We start from the raw sequence: 18,001 nt of genomic DNA, 5'->3' as shown, positions 1-18,001 counted from the left end.
ATGCACGTTCCCTTTAGAAACATGCGTTAATACTTCTGATAAATTTTCACACTATCATAGTTTACTACTGTACGTATCGAATGACAATTTTTTTTGGACATAGTAAGTAGAGTACCCTGGTGAGGGGGTTTGCTAACGTGCATTTAATAATAAATTCAATCAAGTTTCTGAACACCCGGCATATGCAGATTAGTGTATACGAACGATTAACTAATAACTGAAACTTTTTATGCGGGGCCATTTTTGCTATTATTAAATGTTGAGAAGTTAAACTATAAAGTTGGTGAAATAATGTCAATATATGACGTAATCGTAATAGGCGGAGGACCATCCGGATTAATGGCAAGCATTGCGGCCGGCGAGAACGGTGCCAAGGTCCTTCTTGTAGATAAAGGGTCGAAGCTTGGAAAAAAGCTTGCGATTTCAGGCGGCGGCCGCTGTAATGTGACAAACCGCCTGCCGATCGATGAGATCATCAAACACATCCCCGGAAACGGCCGCTTCTTGTACAGCGCTTTTTCCGAGTTCAATAATGAAGACATCATTTCTTTCTTTGAAAACCTGGGAATTCAATTAAAAGAAGAAGACCACGGCCGGATGTTTCCGGTCTCAAACCGGGCACTGGATGTAGTAGAAGCCCTTTTAAACAGAATGAAAGAGTTAAAGGTCGAGACAAGAACGAATACGGCGGTAGAGGAAGTGATGTATGAGGATGGCGAAACAAAGGGAATCCGACTAATGAATGGCGAAGTGATCCATGCAAAAGCCGTGGTCATAGCCGTAGGCGGAAAATCAGTCCCTCATACCGGATCAACCGGTGACGGATACCCATGGGCCAGAAAAGCCGGCCACACGATCACTGAATTATTCCCGACTGAGGTTCCTTTGACGTCCGATGAACCATTCATCAAGCAGAAAGCCTTACAGGGATTGTCGCTCCGGGAAGTTGAACTGAGCGTGCTGAACCCTAAAGGGAAGAAACTGATCACCCATAAGATGGACATGATCTTCACTCATTTAGGCATTTCAGGGCCGGCTGTTCTCCGCTCTAGTCAATATGTCGTGAAAGCGATGAAGAAGTGGAACCTGACCCATGTCACGATGGTCATCGACTCACTGCCTGATACAAATGAAGAACAACTCTTCCAATCTCTTTACAAGCAGGTAAAAGAAGAAGGAAAGAAAGCGGCCAAAAATATCTTTAAAGGCCTGGTGCCGGAAAGGTATCTATTATTCCTCCTTGATAAAGCCGGAATGGATCCTGATGAAAAAGGAGATCACCTTTCATCGGAGAAAGTCCGCCAGTTTACAAAGCTGTTAAAGCAGTTCACATTTACGGTGAACGGAACCCTTTCAATCGAAAAGGCATTTGTCACAGGCGGCGGCGTTTCAGTTAAAGAAATCGAGCCGAAAACGATGGCATCAAAAAAAATGCACGGTCTGTTTTTCTGCGGTGAGGTGCTGGACATCCACGGTTACACAGGCGGTTATAACATCACCAGTGCGCTTGTGACCGGCCGTCTTGCCGGCTTCAATGCCGCAAAAATATAAAAAAAAGAAAGGTTGATCGTCTTATCCACCAGACGCATCAACCTTTTTATTTTCGATAAATGATCATTGCGGAGAAACAGTAAATCTGTTCTTCCATTTCTTCCGACAATGCAGCGATATGATATTTGATATCGACGATTTTCTTCTCATCCACTTTACTCAGAAACTGATTCATATCCTGCTCCAAATCCTTCTCATGCTCATAATCAAACACTTTGACCTGGATCATCCCGCTCTCACCTTCTTTTAGAAATTATCATCAGTATTGTCGGATATTTTAATTTTCAAACAACTTTAAGTAAAAAAACACACTCCTTATTAAAGGAATGTGTTTTCTTGGTCCATATTATTTCTTGGGAGCCGTTTCGCCGCCCCAGTTCATCATGCCGCCTTCCATGTTCACCACTTTGTAGCCTTGATCCTTCATGTAGTGAGCGACATTTCCGCTGCGGTTGCCTGAGCGGCAGATAAAGATGTATTCTTTATCCTTATCGAACTTGTCCAGTGATTCAGGGATATCGCCCATCTTGATGTGACGCGCTCCCGGGATCATCCCTTCCGCTACTTCTTCATCTTCACGGACGTCAACCAATAATAAGTCTTCACCATTTTGAAGCTTTTTGTTCAATTCATCTGTTGTGATCGTTTTGATTTCAGTCATTTTCTTCACCCTTTCGTGGTAATCCATTTTGATTATATCAAAGGTATTCCCTATCACAAAAAATTTACACACGCGTGGGTATCGGGGTTGGGGATGTACCAGGTACACGGAAGCTGATTTGTACCTGGTACACGCTCCTGTTTTATTGTGCCTGGCTCAAAACAACCCATTTGTGCCTGGCTCAAAACAACCCATTTGTGCCTGGCTCAAAACAACCCATTTGTGCCTGGCTCAAAACAACCCATTTGTGCCTGGCTCAAAACAACCCATTTGTGCCTGGCTCAAAACAACCCATATGTGCCTGGCTCAAAACAACCCATTTGTGCCTGGCACCCGCTTCCCCACGGGCCACCACAACAAAAAAAGGAACGGACCAAGAAAAGTCCGTTCCCCCATTCAACATCAGTTCGCCACAATATTCACTAGCTTGCCTGGTACGGCAATCACTTTGCGCACTGTTTTTCCTTCGATTTGACTCTTGATGTCTTCATTTTCCATCGCGGTTTTTTCAAGTTCATCCTTGTTCATGTCGCGAGGGATCATCACTTTCGCCTTCACTTTACCGTTGACCTGAAGGACGATTTCCACTTCATTGTCCACGAGTTTCGACTCGTCGAAAGACGGCCATTCCACGTATGTGATGGAATCTTCGTGTCCAAGTTTTGCCCAAAGCTCTTCCGTCATATGAGGGGCGATCGGCGCAAGGAGCTTCACGAAACCTTCTACATATGCTTTTGGAAGGGTCTCTGCTTTGTACGCTTCATTGATGAAGACCATCAGCTGGGAGATCCCTGTGTTGAAGCGAAGACCTTCATAGTCTTCCGTGACCTTCTTGACCGTCTGGTTGTAAATCTTATCAAGGGCCGGGTTCGCTGTGTCGGACACTTTGCCGGAAAGCGTGCCGTCTTCCTCGATAAGAAGGCGCCATACACGGTCAAGGAAACGGCGGGCTCCATCCAGTCCGTTCGTGCTCCATGCAACCGAAGCTTCAAGCGGCCCCATGAACATTTCATACAGGCGGAGAGTATCTGCTCCGTGAGATTCGACGATTTCATCAGGGTTTACGACATTCCCTTTTGATTTACTCATTTTTTCATTGTTTTCACCTAGGATCATCCCCTGGTTGAAAAGCTTCTGGAACGGCTCTTTCGTTGGCACGACTCCGATATCATAAAGGAATTTGTGCCAGAATCGAGCGTACAGAAGGTGAAGTACCGCGTGTTCTGCTCCCCCGATGTACATATCGACCGGAAGCCAATCATCCATTTTCTTCGCATCGGCAAGTGCTTCCTCGTTATGAGGATCGATGTAGCGAAGGTAGTACCAGCAGCTTCCTGCCCATTGCGGCATTGTATTCGTTTCACGGCGGCCTTTCTTGCCTGTTTCAGGGTCTTCTACATTTACCCATCCGCTAATGTTGGCAAGTGGTGATTCGCCTGTGCCGGATGGCTTGATTTCAGTCGTTTTAGGAAGGACAAGCGGAAGTTCGCTTTCCGGAACGCCAGATGTTGTGCCGTCTTCCCAGTGAATCACTGGAATAGGCTCACCCCAGTAGCGCTGGCGGCTGAACAGCCAGTCACGAAGGCGGTATGTGACTTTCTTCGTACCGATTTCTTTTTCTTCAAGCCAAGAGATCGCTTTTGTGATGGCTTCTTCTTTCCCAAGACCGTTAAGGAAATCAGAATTCACGTGCTCTCCATCACCTGTGTAGGCTTCCTTTTCAACGTCTCCGCCTGAAACCACTTCAACGATCGGCAGGTCGAATTGCTTGGCAAATTCATAGTCTCGCTCATCGTGCGCCGGTACGGCCATGATGGCTCCAGATCCGTAACTCACAAGAACGTAATCTGCAATCCAGATCGGCATTTTGCTTCCGTTTGCAGGGTTGATCGCATATGCCCCAGTGAACACACCTGTTTTTTCTTTTGCAAGATCGGTACGTTCAAGATCGCTCTTTGTTTTCACTTTATCAAGGTAAGCTTCAACTTTCTCTTTTTGTTCAGGAGTGGTGATTTTTTCAACCAGATCATGTTCAGGGGCAAGCACTGCATAGGTTGCACCGAAGATCGTGTCAGGACGTGTTGTGAACACATCGAATGATGCATCATGTCCGTCAATGTTGAAGACGACTTCTGCTCCCTCAGAACGTCCGATCCAGTTGCGCTGCATATCCTTGATGCTTTCCGGCCAATCGACATCTTCCAGGTCTTCAAGAAGGCGGTCCGCATAAGCCGTGATCTTCAGCATCCACTGTTTCATCGGGCGGCGCTCGACCGGATGGCCTCCGCGCTCACTCTTTCCGTCTATGACTTCTTCATTCGCAAGGACCGTACCAAGCGCCGGGCACCAGTTCACCGCTACTTCATCAACGTAAGCCAAGCCCTTTTCATAAAGCTTAAGGAAGATCCATTGCGTCCATTTGTAGTAGCCAGGGTCAGTCGTATTCACTTCACGGTCCCAGTCATAAGAAAAACCAAGCGCCTTGATCTGACGGCGGAAGTTATCGATGTTCTGCTTCGTGAATTCGGCGGGGTCGTTTCCTGTATCAAGCGCGTACTGCTCCGCAGGAAGACCGAATGCATCCCACCCCATTGGATGAAGGACGTTATACCCCTGCATACGTTTCATTCTGGAAAGGATATCCGTTGCGGTGTAACCTTCCGGGTGGCCTACGTGAAGGCCTGCACCTGATGGATACGGGAACATATCCAGCGCATAGAAATTCTTTTTCGACTCATCCTCAGTTGTTTTGAACGTTTTGTTTTCTTCCCAATACTGCTGCCATTTTGTCTCAATGCTTTTATGATCAAAACTCATATTGAGATCCTCCTTTATCAAATGAATGGAATGTGGTTCAGACGGACGGTTCGTTCTTTGATCAGGCTTATTGAAGCAAAATAAAAAACTCCCATCCCAAATAAAAATATTTGGGACGAGAGTTATGTATTTATTCTCCCGCGGTACCACCCACATTAGTGTACGCGCACTCAGCTTCATTCATCCTTAACGCGGAAAACGGCAAGTCTTACTGATTGTTCACACTTGCAACTCAGCAGGCGAGTTCATGATGCTCCCGGTTGACTTCCACCACCCGTCAACTCTCTAAGACAGAAAACATTCATTACTACTCCTGATCAACGTCTGAAATATAAGAATCATTATATATATTCACTATTTTAGGAGAAAATATTCAGGAGCGCAAGCCCAATGTGAAGGAATTTAGTGAATTTGAATCCGTTTTTTATAAAGCATGTCAATTTTCCGATAAAAAATAGCAAAAAAGAAACGACCCATCCCTGAGTCGTTTCATCATCACTGAACCGTATATCCTCCATCCAGCACCACTGCCTGACCAGTTACGCCCCTTGCAGCATCACTGCAGAGGAACATCGTATAGTCAGCTATTTCCTTTACGTCCAGAAGCCTTTTCTGCGGAACCAGCGGATAAATGACTTCCTCCAGTACTTTTTCAAGAGGGACATTTCGCGTCTTAGCCAGATCACCAAGCTGATTCTGTACAAGCGGGGTATCGACATAGCCGGGGCAGACAGCATTCACAGTGACACCATGTGCTGCTGCTTCAAGTGCTGCAACCTTGGTCAAACCGATGACTCCATGTTTCGCAGAATTATAGGCTGCCTTGCCGGCAAACCCCACTAGTCCATTAATGGAAGCCATATTGATGATCCTGCCGAAGCCTTGTTCTTTCATGATAGGCAAGGCATGTTTGATTGCCACAAATGGAGCCGTCAGCATGACTTTCACCAAAAACTCGAACTTCTCTGTCGGGAAATCTTCGATAGGCGACACATGCTGAAGACCCGCGTTATTAATCAGCACATCAAGTCTTCCATAATGATTCACTGTGGACGCAATGGCTTCTTTCAAGTCTTCCTCAGAAGTAACATCACAGCGGATGCCCATCGCTTCATATCCTTCTTTTTTCAGGGAGAGTGCAGCTTCCTGCACTCCATCTTCCTTCAGATCTGTTAGTACCACTTTTGCACCGTTCGCAGCGAATTCCTTTCCGATCTCAAAACCGATTCCTTGTGCTGCACCTGTGACAAACACGACTTTGTTTTCAACCATGATGATACTCCTTTCTTAGATACCTACTCCCAAGCTGAACAATAAGATGGCGATCGCCAATCCGATCAATGGAACAATGACGGTCAATGCACCTACTGCACCATAGGCTTCTCCGTGAGACTCATTGCAAATCGACCGGATCGTGGTGACCACATATCCGTTATGCGGAAGGGAATCCAGGGCACCTGAAGAAATCGCCACAGTTCTGTGAAGGGCTTCAGGATTAACACCCATGTCGACATAATGAGGTGCCAGGATAGGAAGGGCGATTGCCTGACCGCCTGATGCAGAACCTGTCATACCGGCAATGACACTTACCGCAATGGCTCCACCGATAAGAGGTGAACCCGGGATATTGGTCATGACATCAACAGCCGTCTCAAATGCAGGGACTGCTTTCGCCACTCCACCGAATCCAACGACCGCTGCGGTGTTCCCGATAGCAATCAGGGCACCGATCGTACCCTCTGAAACCGCACTCCAAAATCCTTTGAAATATTTTCGATTTAAAGCGTAAGCAGAAATGACCCCGCCCAATAAAGCAATGATCAGAGCCGACTGCTTTAAGGAGTCATGGAAAATAAACGACAGGATCAGAACGACCAATAACGGGATGAGTCCCATCAATGGATTTGGTAACGGTCTCCCTTCATCAATGACAGGATCTTCTTCGCGGGATTGGAATCTTTCCCCTTTGTTGACTGCTTTGGCAATCATGCGCTTTAACCACCAGTAACCGAACACTGCCATGAACACTGCCACAATCAAGCTGACTTCCCAGCCTGCGTATGGCGTTGTACCTAAATATTCAATCGGAATCCAGTTTTGAATTTCAGGCGATCCGGCTGACGTCATCGTAAATGTAACGGAACCGAATGCAAGTGCAGCCGGGATGAACCGGCGGGGCAGATCTGCCTGCTTAAATAGGCTGACTGCCATCGGATATACTGAAAAGGCAACGACGAATAAGCTTACACCGCCATAAGTCAAAACAGCACAGGCTAATACGATTGCAAATACGGCAAATTTCATACCCAATTTATCAACGACAAATCGCGATACACTGTCCGCCGCTCCGCTATCCTCCATCACCTTACCGAAGATGGCACCAAGTAAGAACATCAAATACCATGCGGCCACGAAGCTTGTAAACCCTGACATATAGTTGGAAACCAGATTCGCTTCCCCTTCACCAGCCAGCTGCGGGAATAACGGCATCCCGCTGAGCACAGCCACGAATAATGCAGAGATGGGTCCGACAATTAAAATGTTCATTCCCCGCATTGTTAAAAAGATTAATAAAATAAGTCCGCCAATGAGACCAATCATACTTAACATCTTGTAATCCCCCTTTTTTCCAAAAAACGTTTTTCTTCTCCCTTTGTTGCAATCGTTTACATTTTTCTGTTTGGCAATGTCTGCTCCTTTCTGTATAGATCGTTCACTTAATAGACATGCAATAATTGTGCCAACTTTCAGATTAATAAAATCAGCCTTTCATGAAAATGACAGTCCGGAAATCCGGACTATAATAAAATATCATTCACAAGATGTACACAATTTCTTATCAATAACAAAAAGTCCAGAAAATCGGACTCTATTCCGATTTTCTGGACTAATCCAAAAGCTGATATTTGTTTAATTTTTCATAAAGTGTCGATTTACTGATACCAAGCGCGGCAGCCAGCTTCCGTTTGTCTTGATGAAACTTTTTCAAACTTTGTTCCAGTACACTTCTCTCTGTATCATCAAGAATTTCTTTCAAAGTCTTTGATTCTACATTGTAAAGAGTCCCCGCTTTCATATACTGGGGTAAGGAACTTAATGAAATCTGATTTTCATTTGATAAGTAGGTTGACGCATTGATTACATTTTCCAGCTCCCTTAAGTTCCCCGGCCAGCTGTAAGAGGTGAATACATCCAACACGTCCTGCTGAAACCCCTGAATCCTTTTGCCGGAAGACTTCATCGATTTCCCTAAGAAGAATTCTGCAAGAGTGATGATGTCATCTTTCCTTTCCCTTAGGGGCGGTATAACAAATGGCACTACATTGATCCGATAATAGAGATCGCTCCTGAATCTTTTTTCTTCCATCATTTTTTCTAGGGGCCGGTTGGTGGCAGCGATGATTCTGACATTCACCTGGTGCACACGGGAAGACCCTACCGCTTCCACTTCTCCTTCCTGCAGCACCCTGAGGAGTTTTGCCTGCATATTAAGCGGCATGTCACCGATTTCATCGAGGAAAAGGGTGCCTTTATGGGCGAGTTGGAATTTCCCTTTCTTCCCTCCTTTTTTGGCTCCGGTAAACGCACCTTCCTCATATCCGAATAACTCCGACTCCAGAAGCTGTTCAGGAATCGCAGCACAATTCACTTTAATGAAAGGCTGACCGCTCCTTTCACTGAGCTGGTGAATGCTGTGGGCGAATAATTCCTTACCGGTACCGCTTTCCCCCCTGATCAGAATCGAGATATCGCTTGGTGCAATCATCTGGACCTTGTCTTTCAACTCCCTGATCCCTTCGGATTCCCCGATGATATCATATAAGTTGTACTTCACCCCTGTATTGATATCCTGTATATAGCTTTGAATCTTCGACATCATGTTTTTCACATGCGAACTCATCTGCATCCATTCACTCGTATCGCGGAATATCACGCTGCCGAAAGCGCCGATCACTTCCCCGTCCACCACGATCGGGATACGGTTCGCAATCATATAATTTCCTTTGATGTACTGCAGATCCGCCACTTCCTCTTTACCGCTTTCCACGACCTTATGCATTCTGGTATTTTCAATCACATTTATCACGTGGGTTCCGATCGCTTTATCCCGGTCCACTTCAAGAAACTTGCAATAGTTTTCATTGATGTAAATGATGTTCCCATCCTTATCGACTACAACCAGCCATTCAAAGGCATTCTCCAAGATGATTTCTATCATTTCGGCAGAAACTTTTTTTAACAGACTGCTCATCTCATTCCCCTGCTTTCATGATGTTTGATCTATTCAAGTATTATCTATCAATTCAAAATATCCTTACTATTATAGTAGCATATCAATTCTTCATTGAGGGGATTTCCATAATATATAAAACAGGAAGAATTGGGTTTATAAACAAGGGGGAGGGGGAATCTTTTTATATAAATACGAGGAGGTGATGGAATGGAAATTGATCGTTTAAAAATCTATTACTTAGAAGATGATGGTACCATCCCAAACAATCCGGATTTGCCTGTTCTCATCTACCGCAATGCAATGGATGATACAGATGAGATGGAAAGAATCTTTAATCATAATAAGTGGCTGAACAGCTGGGTAAACGGCGTCCATGGTTATCATCACTATCACAGCAATGCACATGAAGTGATCGGAGTCATGGAAGGCAATGCAAAAGTACAGCTTGGCGGGGATAAAGGCGTGGAAGTAACAGTTCGAAAAGGTGATGTACTCATACTTCCCGCAGGGACCGGCCACAAAAAATTATCTTCAAGCCCCGGTTTCAGAGTAGTCGGTGCCTATCCCGACGGAGCCGAATATAATATGAAAGAAGGGTGTTTGAAAGAGCGGCCGCAAGTCCTTATTGACATCAAAAATGTTCCCCTCCCTGACCGCGATCCCGTATATGGTGACAAGGGCCCTATCATTAAATACTGGCTGCAAAACAAGACAAGAGTAAACGAGTAATGAATTAGAATATTTAACCATATTCTTTCGGACAATAAAAGATTGTGTTTGGATTCATTCCGTGTTATTCTATACAAGCGATGAGCTGAATTGTGTAAGTCGGTGATCACGCCTTAACGGCAGCAAACTATGTGGAGTTTGGATCATCCGCCTCAATTTTTTGCAAGTGGGCTTCCATAGGAAATGGGAGCCCTTTTTATATAGAAAAACGGAAGGGCTTTGCTCAGAGGCGGTTGGCATAAGACGAGCCGGACTGGGAGGCGGTCTTTGCCTTCTTGGCCGGATTGGCTTATGACATGTGCCTCTAGGTCCTGGAGCTGGACAGTAGAAAAGCGGAGGCGGCTCGCCCAGAGGCGACAAGCATAAGGCGAGCAAGCCGGAAAGGCGTTTTTTGCCTTTTGGATTGCTTGACTTATGACCTCGAGCCTCTAGCCGCAGGAGCTGGAAAATATAGAAAAGCGGAGGCGGCTCGCCCAAAGGCGACAAGCATAAGGCGAGCAAGCCGGAAAGGCGTTTTTTGCCTTTTGGATTGCTTGACTTATGACCTCGAGCCTCTAGCCGCAGGAGCTGGAAAATATAGAAAAGCGGAGGCGGCTCGCACAGAGGCGACAAGCATAAGGCGAGCAAGCCGGAAAGGCGTTTTTTGCCTTTTTGGATTGCTTGACTTATGACCTCGAGCCTCTAGCCGCAGGAGCTGGACAATCTTAATGCAGTAAAGAAGCCGGTGAAAAATTCACCGGCTTTTATTGTACTGGCAATGACACAGGTGCTTCTTTTTTTAATGGACGATCATATAAACCCGCCAGCATCAAAGCGGCGGCGAAGAAACCGATCAGTGACATGAATAAAACCTGCATGCTGAACAAATCAACCAAGACTCCCCCGATGAACGGCCCGATCATTCTCCCGCCCGTAGCCGTACTGTTTACAATTCCCTGATAAAAGCCTTCACGCCCCCTTGGAGCCAGTGAATTGGCAATCGTAGGAACGGCAGGCCAAATCAGCATTTCACCCACGGTCAATATGATCATGGAGATCGCAAACCATTCAAACGTATCCGAAACAGAAGCCACTCCGAAGGAAACCATAAATATGATGATCCCTATCATGATCTGCATCTTAAGATTGTCCTCAAAACGTTTGATCGCTTTTGATAAAAGAGGCTGAGCGAGCACGATCAAGGCGCCGTTGATGGTCCAAAGCAGGCTGTACTGCTTCAAACTGATATTGATTTCCTGTGTATAGGTTGCGATGGTCGACTGCCACTGAACATAGCCGACCCAGCATAGTAAGTAGGCCGCACAGATGATCAGAAGCGCGGTCAGCTTTGTTTTGTTCCGTATCACTCTTTTTTCGCTCAGAACAGAGGTCTGTCTTGCTGAATCCACCGATATATGGCGGTAGCCGAAAAGAGCAATCAAGAAGAATACGACGTACATAAGTAAATTCGCGAGGAATATATAACTGAATGAAAAAGATGCCACCAATCCGCCTGCTGCCGCACCTACTGCAACTCCGATGTTTTGAGCGACGTAAACGGAATTGAACGCCTTTCGTCCGCCTTCGGGCCACACAGAACCGGCCATGGCATACATGGAAGGAAACACAATCCCGGAACCAAAACCGACAGCAGTCAGAAAGACAACATAATAAGGCCAGCCTTGCCACACATTCATCCCGACAAGCGCTGCTAATGTAATGATGATTCCCAGCAAGATGGAGCGGTAGCCCCCCAGCTTATCAAACAGGCTTCCGCCAATCAGATTCCCGATGACACTTGCACCTGCATTGATCATCAGCACGAGGCCGGCAACAGATAATGACTTTCCAAGGTGCTCATGAAGGTAAATCGTATTGAGCGGCCATAAAAAGGAAGAACCTGTGACATTCACCATCATCCCGATGACAAGCAACCATAAAGATTTAGGCATTTTCTTCTTCCCTTTCTCCCATTTATTTCGAGTCCCAAAAGAATTTTACTCCTTTTGATTAGGAGGGGCAAGAACTATTTTTATGATTTTTTCGGGGGATTTTACCAAGCTCTTGAGCAGCGGGAAAGGGTGCCTGGCTCAACTCCCCCATTTACTGCCCTTCTTCAACTAACAATCCCAACCAGCAAAAAAACTAGGCACCCATAAAGCACCTAGTTTCTATCATCATTTCCCGTTATTCTGCTTTGATTTGACAGGCTGCCCCTGTTTTTCGTACTGTTTCTTGGCTGTTTTTACAGGGTTCTGTTCAGCACCGAATTCTGTATCTAAATTACGGAAATCGCTTCTTGTTTTTTGTTCGGGATTATTTTGTTTAGAACGTTTTTTCAATGTAATTTTCCTCCCACTACAGTTGGATCATGTTCTAATAAAATCATCTCATTCTGAAGATTTTGCAGCTGCAGCCTCATTCTGTGCAGCTGTTCGCGCTGCTGGGCATTTGCGCTGTGTGCCAGATCAGCAACATCATTGACTGCCTCTTCAATTTGCTGCATCGCTTTCGTGTATTCCTCATCGTGATAATGCTCCTGCTCCATGCCGGATTTGTATTGCTCTTGAGCGTAACGAATGGCATCTTCACATTTCTGAATACAGTCTTCAATGGATTGTCTTGTTGCCATGTCGACTACCTCCTGCTTTCTTTGGTCTAAAGAAGAGAATATGCCTGCTCTTCTTCTTCATTAGTTTTAACCTGTTGACCGCATTCAGAAGTGGTAATCTTCACCTATTTCAAGAGAGAGGATACATTCACGATCGCATTCATGTTAAAATCTTTTTGATGAGGGTTAATATACATACATTGATGAAGAAATTAGGAGGTGTTTGTCATCGTGACAAACCCGTTTCCGTACGCTGCAGATAACAAACGATATCATACATGGAATTATCATTTACGTAATCACTTTGGTCATAAAGTATTCAAAGTAGCGCTTGATGGCGGATTTGACTTTCCGAATCGCGACGGTACAGTGGCTCACGGCGGATGTACGTTCTGCAGTGCCGCAGGTTCTGGAGATTTTGCCGGGGACCGTGTCGACCCCCTTGATAAACAATTCAACGATATAAAAGATAAAATGCATAAAAAATGGAAAGACGGCAAATACATGGCCTATTTCCAGGCGTTTACGAATACACATGCACCCGTAGAGGTGCTGCGGGAGAAGTATGAGTCTGTCCTTCAAAAGGAAGGAGTCGTCGGAATCTCCATCGCCACACGTCCTGACTGTCTCCCGGATGATGTTGTAGAATACTTAGCTGAACTCAATGAACGGACATATCTCTGGGTGGAGCTCGGACTTCAGACCATCCATGAAAAGACTGCAGACTTGATTAATCGCGCACACGACTATAAATGCTATGTTGAAGGCGTGAACAAGCTCAGAAAACATGGAATCCGTGTCTGCTCCCATATCATTAACGGTCTGCCACAGGAAAATCCAGAAATGATGATGGAAACGGCACGCGAAGTAGCAAAATTGGATGTACAGGGGATTAAAATCCACCTGCTTCATTTATTAAAAGGCACACCCATGGTCAAGCAGTATGAAAAAGGGCTCCTTGAATTCATGGACTTTGATGAATACGTGCACCTGGTCTGCGATCAATTAGAAATCCTTCCTCCTGAAATGATCGTCCACAGGATCACCGGGGACGGACCGATTGAAATCATGGTGGGTCCGATGTGGAGTGTGAATAAGTGGAATGTGCTGAACGCAATTGATCATGAATTGAAGAATCGCAACAGCTGGCAAGGAAAATATTATAATGTGGATGTGAAAGCATGAAACTGGAAAGAATCTTACCTTTTGCCCGAAAGCTATTGGAAAATGCAGTGAAACCGGGCGATATCACAATAGATGCAACACTCGGAAATGGCCATGATACATTGTATCTGGCTCAGCTCGTCGGTGATAACGGACGTGTTTACGGTTTCGATATCCAGGAAGAAGCCGTGCAGAATACAAGAGATCAGCTCGCCGCTCATGAACTTTCTCATCGTGTTACCCTGTTTCACCAGGGGCATGAGACGGTCATGAATGTCATCCCGCCTCTACATCACGGAAAGATTACCGGAGCCATCTTTAATCTTGGTTATCTTCCGGGTGGGGACAAAACAATTGTCACCCGGCCAAAGACAACCATTTCAGCAATGAATCAAATCCTTGAAATGCTGGCGCCTGAAGGGATCCTTATCCTCGTTATTTACCACGGTCACCACGAAGGAGCCGTTGAACGGGATTATCTGCTCCGCTATGTAGAAAAATTAGATCAGAATTACGTGCACGTTTTACGTTATCAATTCGTCAACCAACTCAATAACCCTCCATTCATCCTCGCATTGGAGAAAAGATAAAAACAGGGACGGTCCTTTAGCATGCTAAAGGACCGTCCCTCACTGCTTTAAAGCAGTGCATCAGCGATGAGCTGGAATGATTTTAGTTTGTCCTGGAAATCGTATGTGATGCTGACGAGCATGATTTCGTCGGTTTGGTATTGTTCACTGAGCTGGAGGATTTCCCTTTTTAATTTTTCAGGATTTCCCACAATCATGCGCTTCCGATTTTCTCTCACCCGCGCAAGTTCGAATGTGCTGTAATGATAGGCTGCCGCTTTCTCCGGACTTGGCGTCCCGTTCGAACGCATGCCCTGTTCCAGCATAATCAATGACAAATCAATACTTGAGGCAACCCTTTCCGCTTCCTCATCCGTTTCTGCACAAATCGTGAAGACTGCCACGGTATTTTTGGGCTTATCCAAGTACTCGGATGGTACAAAGTTATTGCGATAAGCCTCTGTATATTGAGGACCGCCTTCACCATTGATAAATTGTGCAAATGTATATGGCAGTCCTTTTTGTGCAGCAAGCATGGCACTTGAAGGACTGGAGCCGAGCATCCAGACCTCAGGCATCGTCTCGATCAGCGGTGCTGCCGTCAATCCTTGATATGGATGAGAGTCAGGCAGGGAATCGGTCAGATAACCGAGCAGTTCGTCAATCTGCTCCGGATAACGGTGAACATCACGATGCTTGCCGTCACTGAGGGCCATCGAAGCCATAGGCATCCCGCCAGGCGCCCTTCCAAGACCGAGATCGATCCGGTCAGGATTCAAGCCTTCAAGCAGCCTGAAGTTTTCCGCCACTTTGTACGAGCTGTAATGAGGGAGCATGACTCCACCGGATCCTACACGGATCTTCGAAGTGTTCTGCGCCAGATGGGCAATCAATACCTCCGGTGATGATCCTGCAAGGCTCGGCGAATCATGATGCTCCGATACCCAAAAACGGGTGAAACCCAGCTTTTCAACAAACTGTGCAAGTTCTACTGTATGATTTAGAGCCTCTTGGGGGCTCATACCTTCTGAAATCGGTGACTGATCCAAGACACTTAATTTGATCGTCAATATTGGACATCTCCTTTAACTGATGTGAGTATTATTATCAATTCCCTGATTAAAAATGTCCAATAACATGCTTAAAGGGTGACGGCAGTGTGCCGTCACCCTTTAAATTTGTCTTTTTATTTGTAGATCATTACCTTACCGACAGTACCGTCTGCACTTTCACCAGTTACACGGAATTTCAATCCGTATTCAGGTACGTTACGGCCAGCATCTACAAGACCTTTGTTGCTGTAGTCTGCACTGTCGTCGAATAATGGATTACGTTTAGTGTGATTGTCTTTCATTGTAATTCCTAATTGTTCAGTGTAATCCAAGAACATCTTTTCTGATTTGTTCAAGCTGAATGCTGCATCATGTATTTGATAGCGGGTAGAACCTACTGCACCATCACTCCAATAATTGGCTTTTTGGTCGGCGTCCACTACTCCTAGGAATCCGTCCCCAGGGTGGGCACCTGTCCAGTTTTCACTGTATTTGTTATCGACATACCATACGACAAGACCGCTGTCATATGTCATCAAGCTTGCTCCACGGCGGATGTTGGCTAGACCTTCATCGACACCGTTGTGGCTGCGCCATTCTAATAGGTAATAGTGATTCGATTTCTTGATTCCATCGCTCTTAGTGAATCCATCTAAAGTAACTTTCGCATCTCCTTCAGCACCATCAGAGAGTACTTCTTCCCCGTCTACTACAACAGATAAATCATCTGCAAAGAATCCTGGATTTGAAACCGCTGCATCCGTTACATATTCAATCGCAACTTCCACTTCTTGACCTGCATATGCAGAAAGATCGAATGATGCATCAATCCATCCATTTGAAGAACCTGTGATACCATTTCCAAGGTTGGAACCATGCGGGTTCGTGTCAGTAGTGATGTCACTTGCAATCGGCTCACCATTTACCGTTACGTAAGCATAATCCCAATCAGTTTCAATATCATACCATGCTTTGAAATTGAACTGTGCGTCAGTTGCATTTGTTAAATCCACTGTTGTGGATAGGGTATTGTGAAGCTCATCCGCACTTCCTGAGAAGTATTCAAATTCACCGCTGGCCGGTTCATTGATGACTGTCTCTTTTTGTGGAAGATTTACTTTTACAACGTCATTGTTTGTGCCTTTGGTATTGGCTTCATCCAAAAGTAATTCCATACCGTCAGTAGTAACGTCGTCCACGTTAACCTCAGAACCTGTTAACCAATTTCCTTCTGTTCCTTCATTATCAACAACTGCAGAGGCTTGAAGCATTTCCTTCGCATAAGGACTGAATCCTGTCGGCTGCGATCCAGGGATATCCCCTGCCCAGCTTCCGCTTGCCATTATTGACCAGTAAGAAACCGCTTCTCCTGCTCCCGAATATTGAGTGTCATATTCATCTGGAAGTCCTAAATCATGACCGAATTCGTGGGCCATTACACCGACCGCACCGTCTTCAGGTTCAATCGTGTAATCATATGCATACATGGATCCTGCTCCCCAATAATCCACTTCTGGTTTAGGAGTACCTTCAATTGGGAAGATTCCTCCAAGATTCCAACGGTGAGACCAGATGGCATCGGAACCAAGGGAACCCCCACCTGCTTCTTCCCCAACTCCGGAGTGAATGACCATCAAGTGGTCAACAAGTCCGTCTGCTTCAAGGTAATTACCATCACCGTCAAGATCATAGCGATCCCACTGATCGTAATCAGCAATATTCACACTCGGATCTGCTGCCGCTGCTTCCAAAGCTTCTTTAACAAGTCCTCTGGCATCTGCATCACTGCCGTCTTCTGTTGGATAGTTTCCGCCATAAGCAGCAGCCGGCTTACTCGCTGTATACCAGCCTGCAACATCACCTTCAACCGAGTAGCTTCCGCCGGATTGCTGCTCATAATATTGCTTCATGGATACATACGTTTTTCCGTCTGGACCTTCCCAGCCGCCATCTCCAAACAGCATATCTTGATAATGTTCACGGGAGTAAGCATCTTCATCTTCGTAATACATATCCGTTTCATCAGGCGTCATGGAGTTATGAGGCTTGTCCGGATAATCTACAAGAAGGACCAACACTTTATCCGTACGCATTTTACCGTCGTACGCTTCTTCTTCTACCGAACCAGGTGAGTTCTTCTTCGCTTGCCCTAATTTATTTCCTTTACCGGAAGTAAAGCTATTATTCTTCATACTCTTTTTAAGTTCCGCTTTGGTTTCTGCCTCTTCGTCGTGAAGCTCGCCTGCTTCTTTCTTAGCACCATCAGCTTTCGCTTTCAAAAACTTATTCAATGCTTTTTCAGCTTGTGCTTGAGTCGCATTTTCAGAGATTTTACCTTCTTTCTTTAACATCTCAATCAAACGCTCGTCGTTTGCGATTCCGAGGTCAAATGGACCACCGTGACCATGTTCATGCTTTACCGTTGGCTTTGACAACACATTCTCTGGTACTACAGTCCCCGCTGATGCCGATCCAGCAAATGCGCCGATACCCAAGGCAGCAGTGAGAGCCATTGATAATACTTTACGTGTTTTCAACACGTCATTCCCCCTTATGTACTATGTTTTTACAACTAATTACAATATACTAGATTTTTCAGAAAAATCCATATATTCTGACATAACTTGAATATTT

The 18,001-nt window shown here is 45.5% G+C and carries 15 protein-coding genes and 1 other annotated feature; of the genes, 4 read left to right on the top strand and 11 right to left on the bottom strand.

Annotated features, from left to right (window positions below; all coding sequences use genetic code 11):
* Nucleotides 1-291 precede the first annotated feature (291 nt).
* Entirely contained in the window at nt 292-1,551 is a 1,260-nt protein-coding gene (locus HWX64_RS16775; RefSeq protein ID WP_175990628.1) for an NAD(P)/FAD-dependent oxidoreductase, read from the top strand.
* 46 nt (nt 1,552-1,597) lie between these two features.
* Here HWX64_RS16775 and HWX64_RS16770 read toward each other — a convergent pair whose 3' ends face one another.
* From HWX64_RS16770 to HWX64_RS16745, 6 genes are all read right to left on the bottom strand, one after another.
* Nucleotides 1,598-1,780 carry a sporulation protein Cse60 gene (locus HWX64_RS16770; protein WP_175990627.1) on the bottom strand — a complete coding sequence of 61 codons (183 nt, stop codon included), beginning with the start codon at nt 1,778-1,780 and terminating at the stop codon, nt 1,598-1,600.
* Nucleotides 1,781-1,897: 117 nt separating this feature from the next.
* Entirely contained in the window at nt 1,898-2,212 is a 315-nt protein-coding gene (locus HWX64_RS16765; protein ID WP_175990626.1) for a rhodanese-like domain-containing protein, read from the bottom strand.
* Nucleotides 2,213-2,614: 402 nt separating this feature from the next.
* The gene (gene leuS, locus HWX64_RS16760) at nt 2,615-5,029 is read right to left on the bottom strand and encodes a leucine--tRNA ligase (protein WP_175990625.1); all 2,415 of its coding nucleotides are present in this window, start codon (nt 5,027-5,029) and stop codon (nt 2,615-2,617) included.
* Nucleotides 5,030-5,137: 108 nt separating this feature from the next.
* Nucleotides 5,138-5,359, bottom strand: a binding site (T-box leader).
* A 165-nt stretch (nt 5,360-5,524) separates the two neighbouring features.
* On the bottom strand, nt 5,525-6,301 hold the full coding sequence (locus tag HWX64_RS16755) for a 3-hydroxybutyrate dehydrogenase (RefSeq protein WP_175990624.1): 777 nt from the start codon (nt 6,299-6,301) through the stop codon (nt 5,525-5,527).
* 15 nt (nt 6,302-6,316) lie between these two features.
* A complete protein-coding gene (locus HWX64_RS16750; RefSeq protein WP_175990623.1) occupies nt 6,317-7,639 on the bottom strand; it encodes a GntP family permease in 1,323 nt (440 codons plus the stop codon).
* Between the two features lie 277 nt (nt 7,640-7,916).
* Nucleotides 7,917-9,281 carry a sigma-54-dependent Fis family transcriptional regulator gene (locus HWX64_RS16745; RefSeq protein WP_175990622.1) on the bottom strand — a complete coding sequence of 455 codons (1,365 nt, stop codon included), beginning with the start codon at nt 9,279-9,281 and terminating at the stop codon, nt 7,917-7,919.
* Between the two features lie 189 nt (nt 9,282-9,470).
* On the opposite strand from HWX64_RS16745, the gene HWX64_RS16740 reads away from it, so the two are divergent.
* Nucleotides 9,471-9,992, top strand: a complete 522-nt coding sequence (locus HWX64_RS16740) for a cupin domain-containing protein (RefSeq protein ID WP_175990621.1) — start codon at nt 9,471-9,473, stop codon at nt 9,990-9,992.
* Between the two features lie 743 nt (nt 9,993-10,735).
* Here HWX64_RS16740 and HWX64_RS16735 read toward each other — a convergent pair.
* The 3 genes from HWX64_RS16735 to HWX64_RS16725 form a co-directional block, all read right to left on the bottom strand.
* Nucleotides 10,736-11,923 (bottom strand): MFS transporter, encoded by a 1,188-nt coding sequence (locus HWX64_RS16735; protein WP_175990620.1) that lies wholly within the window; start codon nt 11,921-11,923, stop codon nt 10,736-10,738.
* Between the two features lie 225 nt (nt 11,924-12,148).
* On the bottom strand, nt 12,149-12,313 hold the full coding sequence (locus HWX64_RS16730) for a glycogen biosynthesis protein GlgD (RefSeq protein WP_175990619.1): 165 nt from the start codon (nt 12,311-12,313) through the stop codon (nt 12,149-12,151).
* Nucleotides 12,310-12,603 carry a YtzC family protein gene (locus HWX64_RS16725; RefSeq protein ID WP_175990618.1) on the bottom strand — a complete coding sequence of 98 codons (294 nt, stop codon included), beginning with the start codon at nt 12,601-12,603 and terminating at the stop codon, nt 12,310-12,312. Before HWX64_RS16725 ends, HWX64_RS16730 begins: the two co-directional genes overlap by 4 nt.
* 198 nt (nt 12,604-12,801) lie before the next feature.
* Here HWX64_RS16725 and HWX64_RS16720 point away from each other — a divergent pair, with 198 nt between their 5' ends.
* Nucleotides 12,802-13,767, top strand: a complete 966-nt coding sequence (locus HWX64_RS16720; RefSeq protein WP_175990617.1) for a TIGR01212 family radical SAM protein — start codon at nt 12,802-12,804, stop codon at nt 13,765-13,767.
* Entirely contained in the window at nt 13,764-14,336 is a 573-nt protein-coding gene (locus tag HWX64_RS16715) for a class I SAM-dependent methyltransferase (RefSeq protein ID WP_175990616.1), read from the top strand. The genes HWX64_RS16720 and HWX64_RS16715 overlap by 4 nt, the downstream gene beginning before the upstream one ends.
* A 47-nt stretch (nt 14,337-14,383) precedes the next feature.
* On the opposite strand, the gene HWX64_RS16710 is transcribed toward HWX64_RS16715, so the two are convergent.
* Nucleotides 14,384-15,385: an LLM class flavin-dependent oxidoreductase gene (locus tag HWX64_RS16710; protein ID WP_175990615.1), complete on the bottom strand. Its 1,002-nt coding sequence runs from the start codon at nt 15,383-15,385 to the stop codon at nt 14,384-14,386.
* A gap of 116 nt (nt 15,386-15,501) precedes the next feature.
* Entirely contained in the window at nt 15,502-17,880 is a 2,379-nt protein-coding gene (locus HWX64_RS16705) for an immune inhibitor A domain-containing protein (protein ID WP_175990778.1), read from the bottom strand.
* Nucleotides 17,881-18,001 lie beyond the last annotated feature (121 nt).

The organism is Bacillus sp. Marseille-Q1617, assembly GCF_903645295.1.
Classification (GTDB): domain Bacteria; phylum Bacillota; class Bacilli; order Bacillales; family Bacillaceae_B; genus Rossellomorea.
The sequence above is the reverse complement of the archived record's forward strand: the minus strand, read 5'-3'. Positions and strand labels throughout refer to the sequence as shown.

Excerpts from the sequence above, each read along its gene's own strand:
- HWX64_RS16775 (WP_175990628.1), top strand. The coding sequence starts at position 292 with ATGTCAATATATGACGTAATCGTAATAGGCGGAGGACCATCCGGATTA.
- HWX64_RS16770 (WP_175990627.1), bottom strand. The coding sequence starts at position 1,780 with ATGATCCAGGTCAAAGTGTTTGATTATGAGCATGAGAAGGATTTGGAG.
- HWX64_RS16765 (WP_175990626.1), bottom strand. The coding sequence starts at position 2,212 with ATGACTGAAATCAAAACGATCACAACAGATGAATTGAACAAAAAGCTT.
- leuS (WP_175990625.1), bottom strand. The coding sequence starts at position 5,029 with ATGAGTTTTGATCATAAAAGCATTGAGACAAAATGGCAGCAGTATTGG.
- HWX64_RS16755 (WP_175990624.1), bottom strand. The coding sequence starts at position 6,301 with ATGGTTGAAAACAAAGTCGTGTTTGTCACAGGTGCAGCACAAGGAATC.
- HWX64_RS16750 (WP_175990623.1), bottom strand. The coding sequence starts at position 7,639 with ATGTTAAGTATGATTGGTCTCATTGGCGGACTTATTTTATTAATCTTT.
- HWX64_RS16745 (WP_175990622.1), bottom strand. The coding sequence starts at position 9,281 with ATGAGCAGTCTGTTAAAAAAAGTTTCTGCCGAAATGATAGAAATCATC.
- HWX64_RS16740 (WP_175990621.1), top strand. The coding sequence starts at position 9,471 with ATGGAAATTGATCGTTTAAAAATCTATTACTTAGAAGATGATGGTACC.
- HWX64_RS16735 (WP_175990620.1), bottom strand. The coding sequence starts at position 11,923 with ATGCCTAAATCTTTATGGTTGCTTGTCATCGGGATGATGGTGAATGTC.
- HWX64_RS16725 (WP_175990618.1), bottom strand. The coding sequence starts at position 12,603 with ATGGCAACAAGACAATCCATTGAAGACTGTATTCAGAAATGTGAAGAT.
- HWX64_RS16715 (WP_175990616.1), top strand. The coding sequence starts at position 13,764 with ATGAAACTGGAAAGAATCTTACCTTTTGCCCGAAAGCTATTGGAAAAT.
- HWX64_RS16705 (WP_175990778.1), bottom strand. The coding sequence starts at position 17,880 with ATGGCTCTCACTGCTGCCTTGGGTATCGGCGCATTTGCTGGATCGGCA.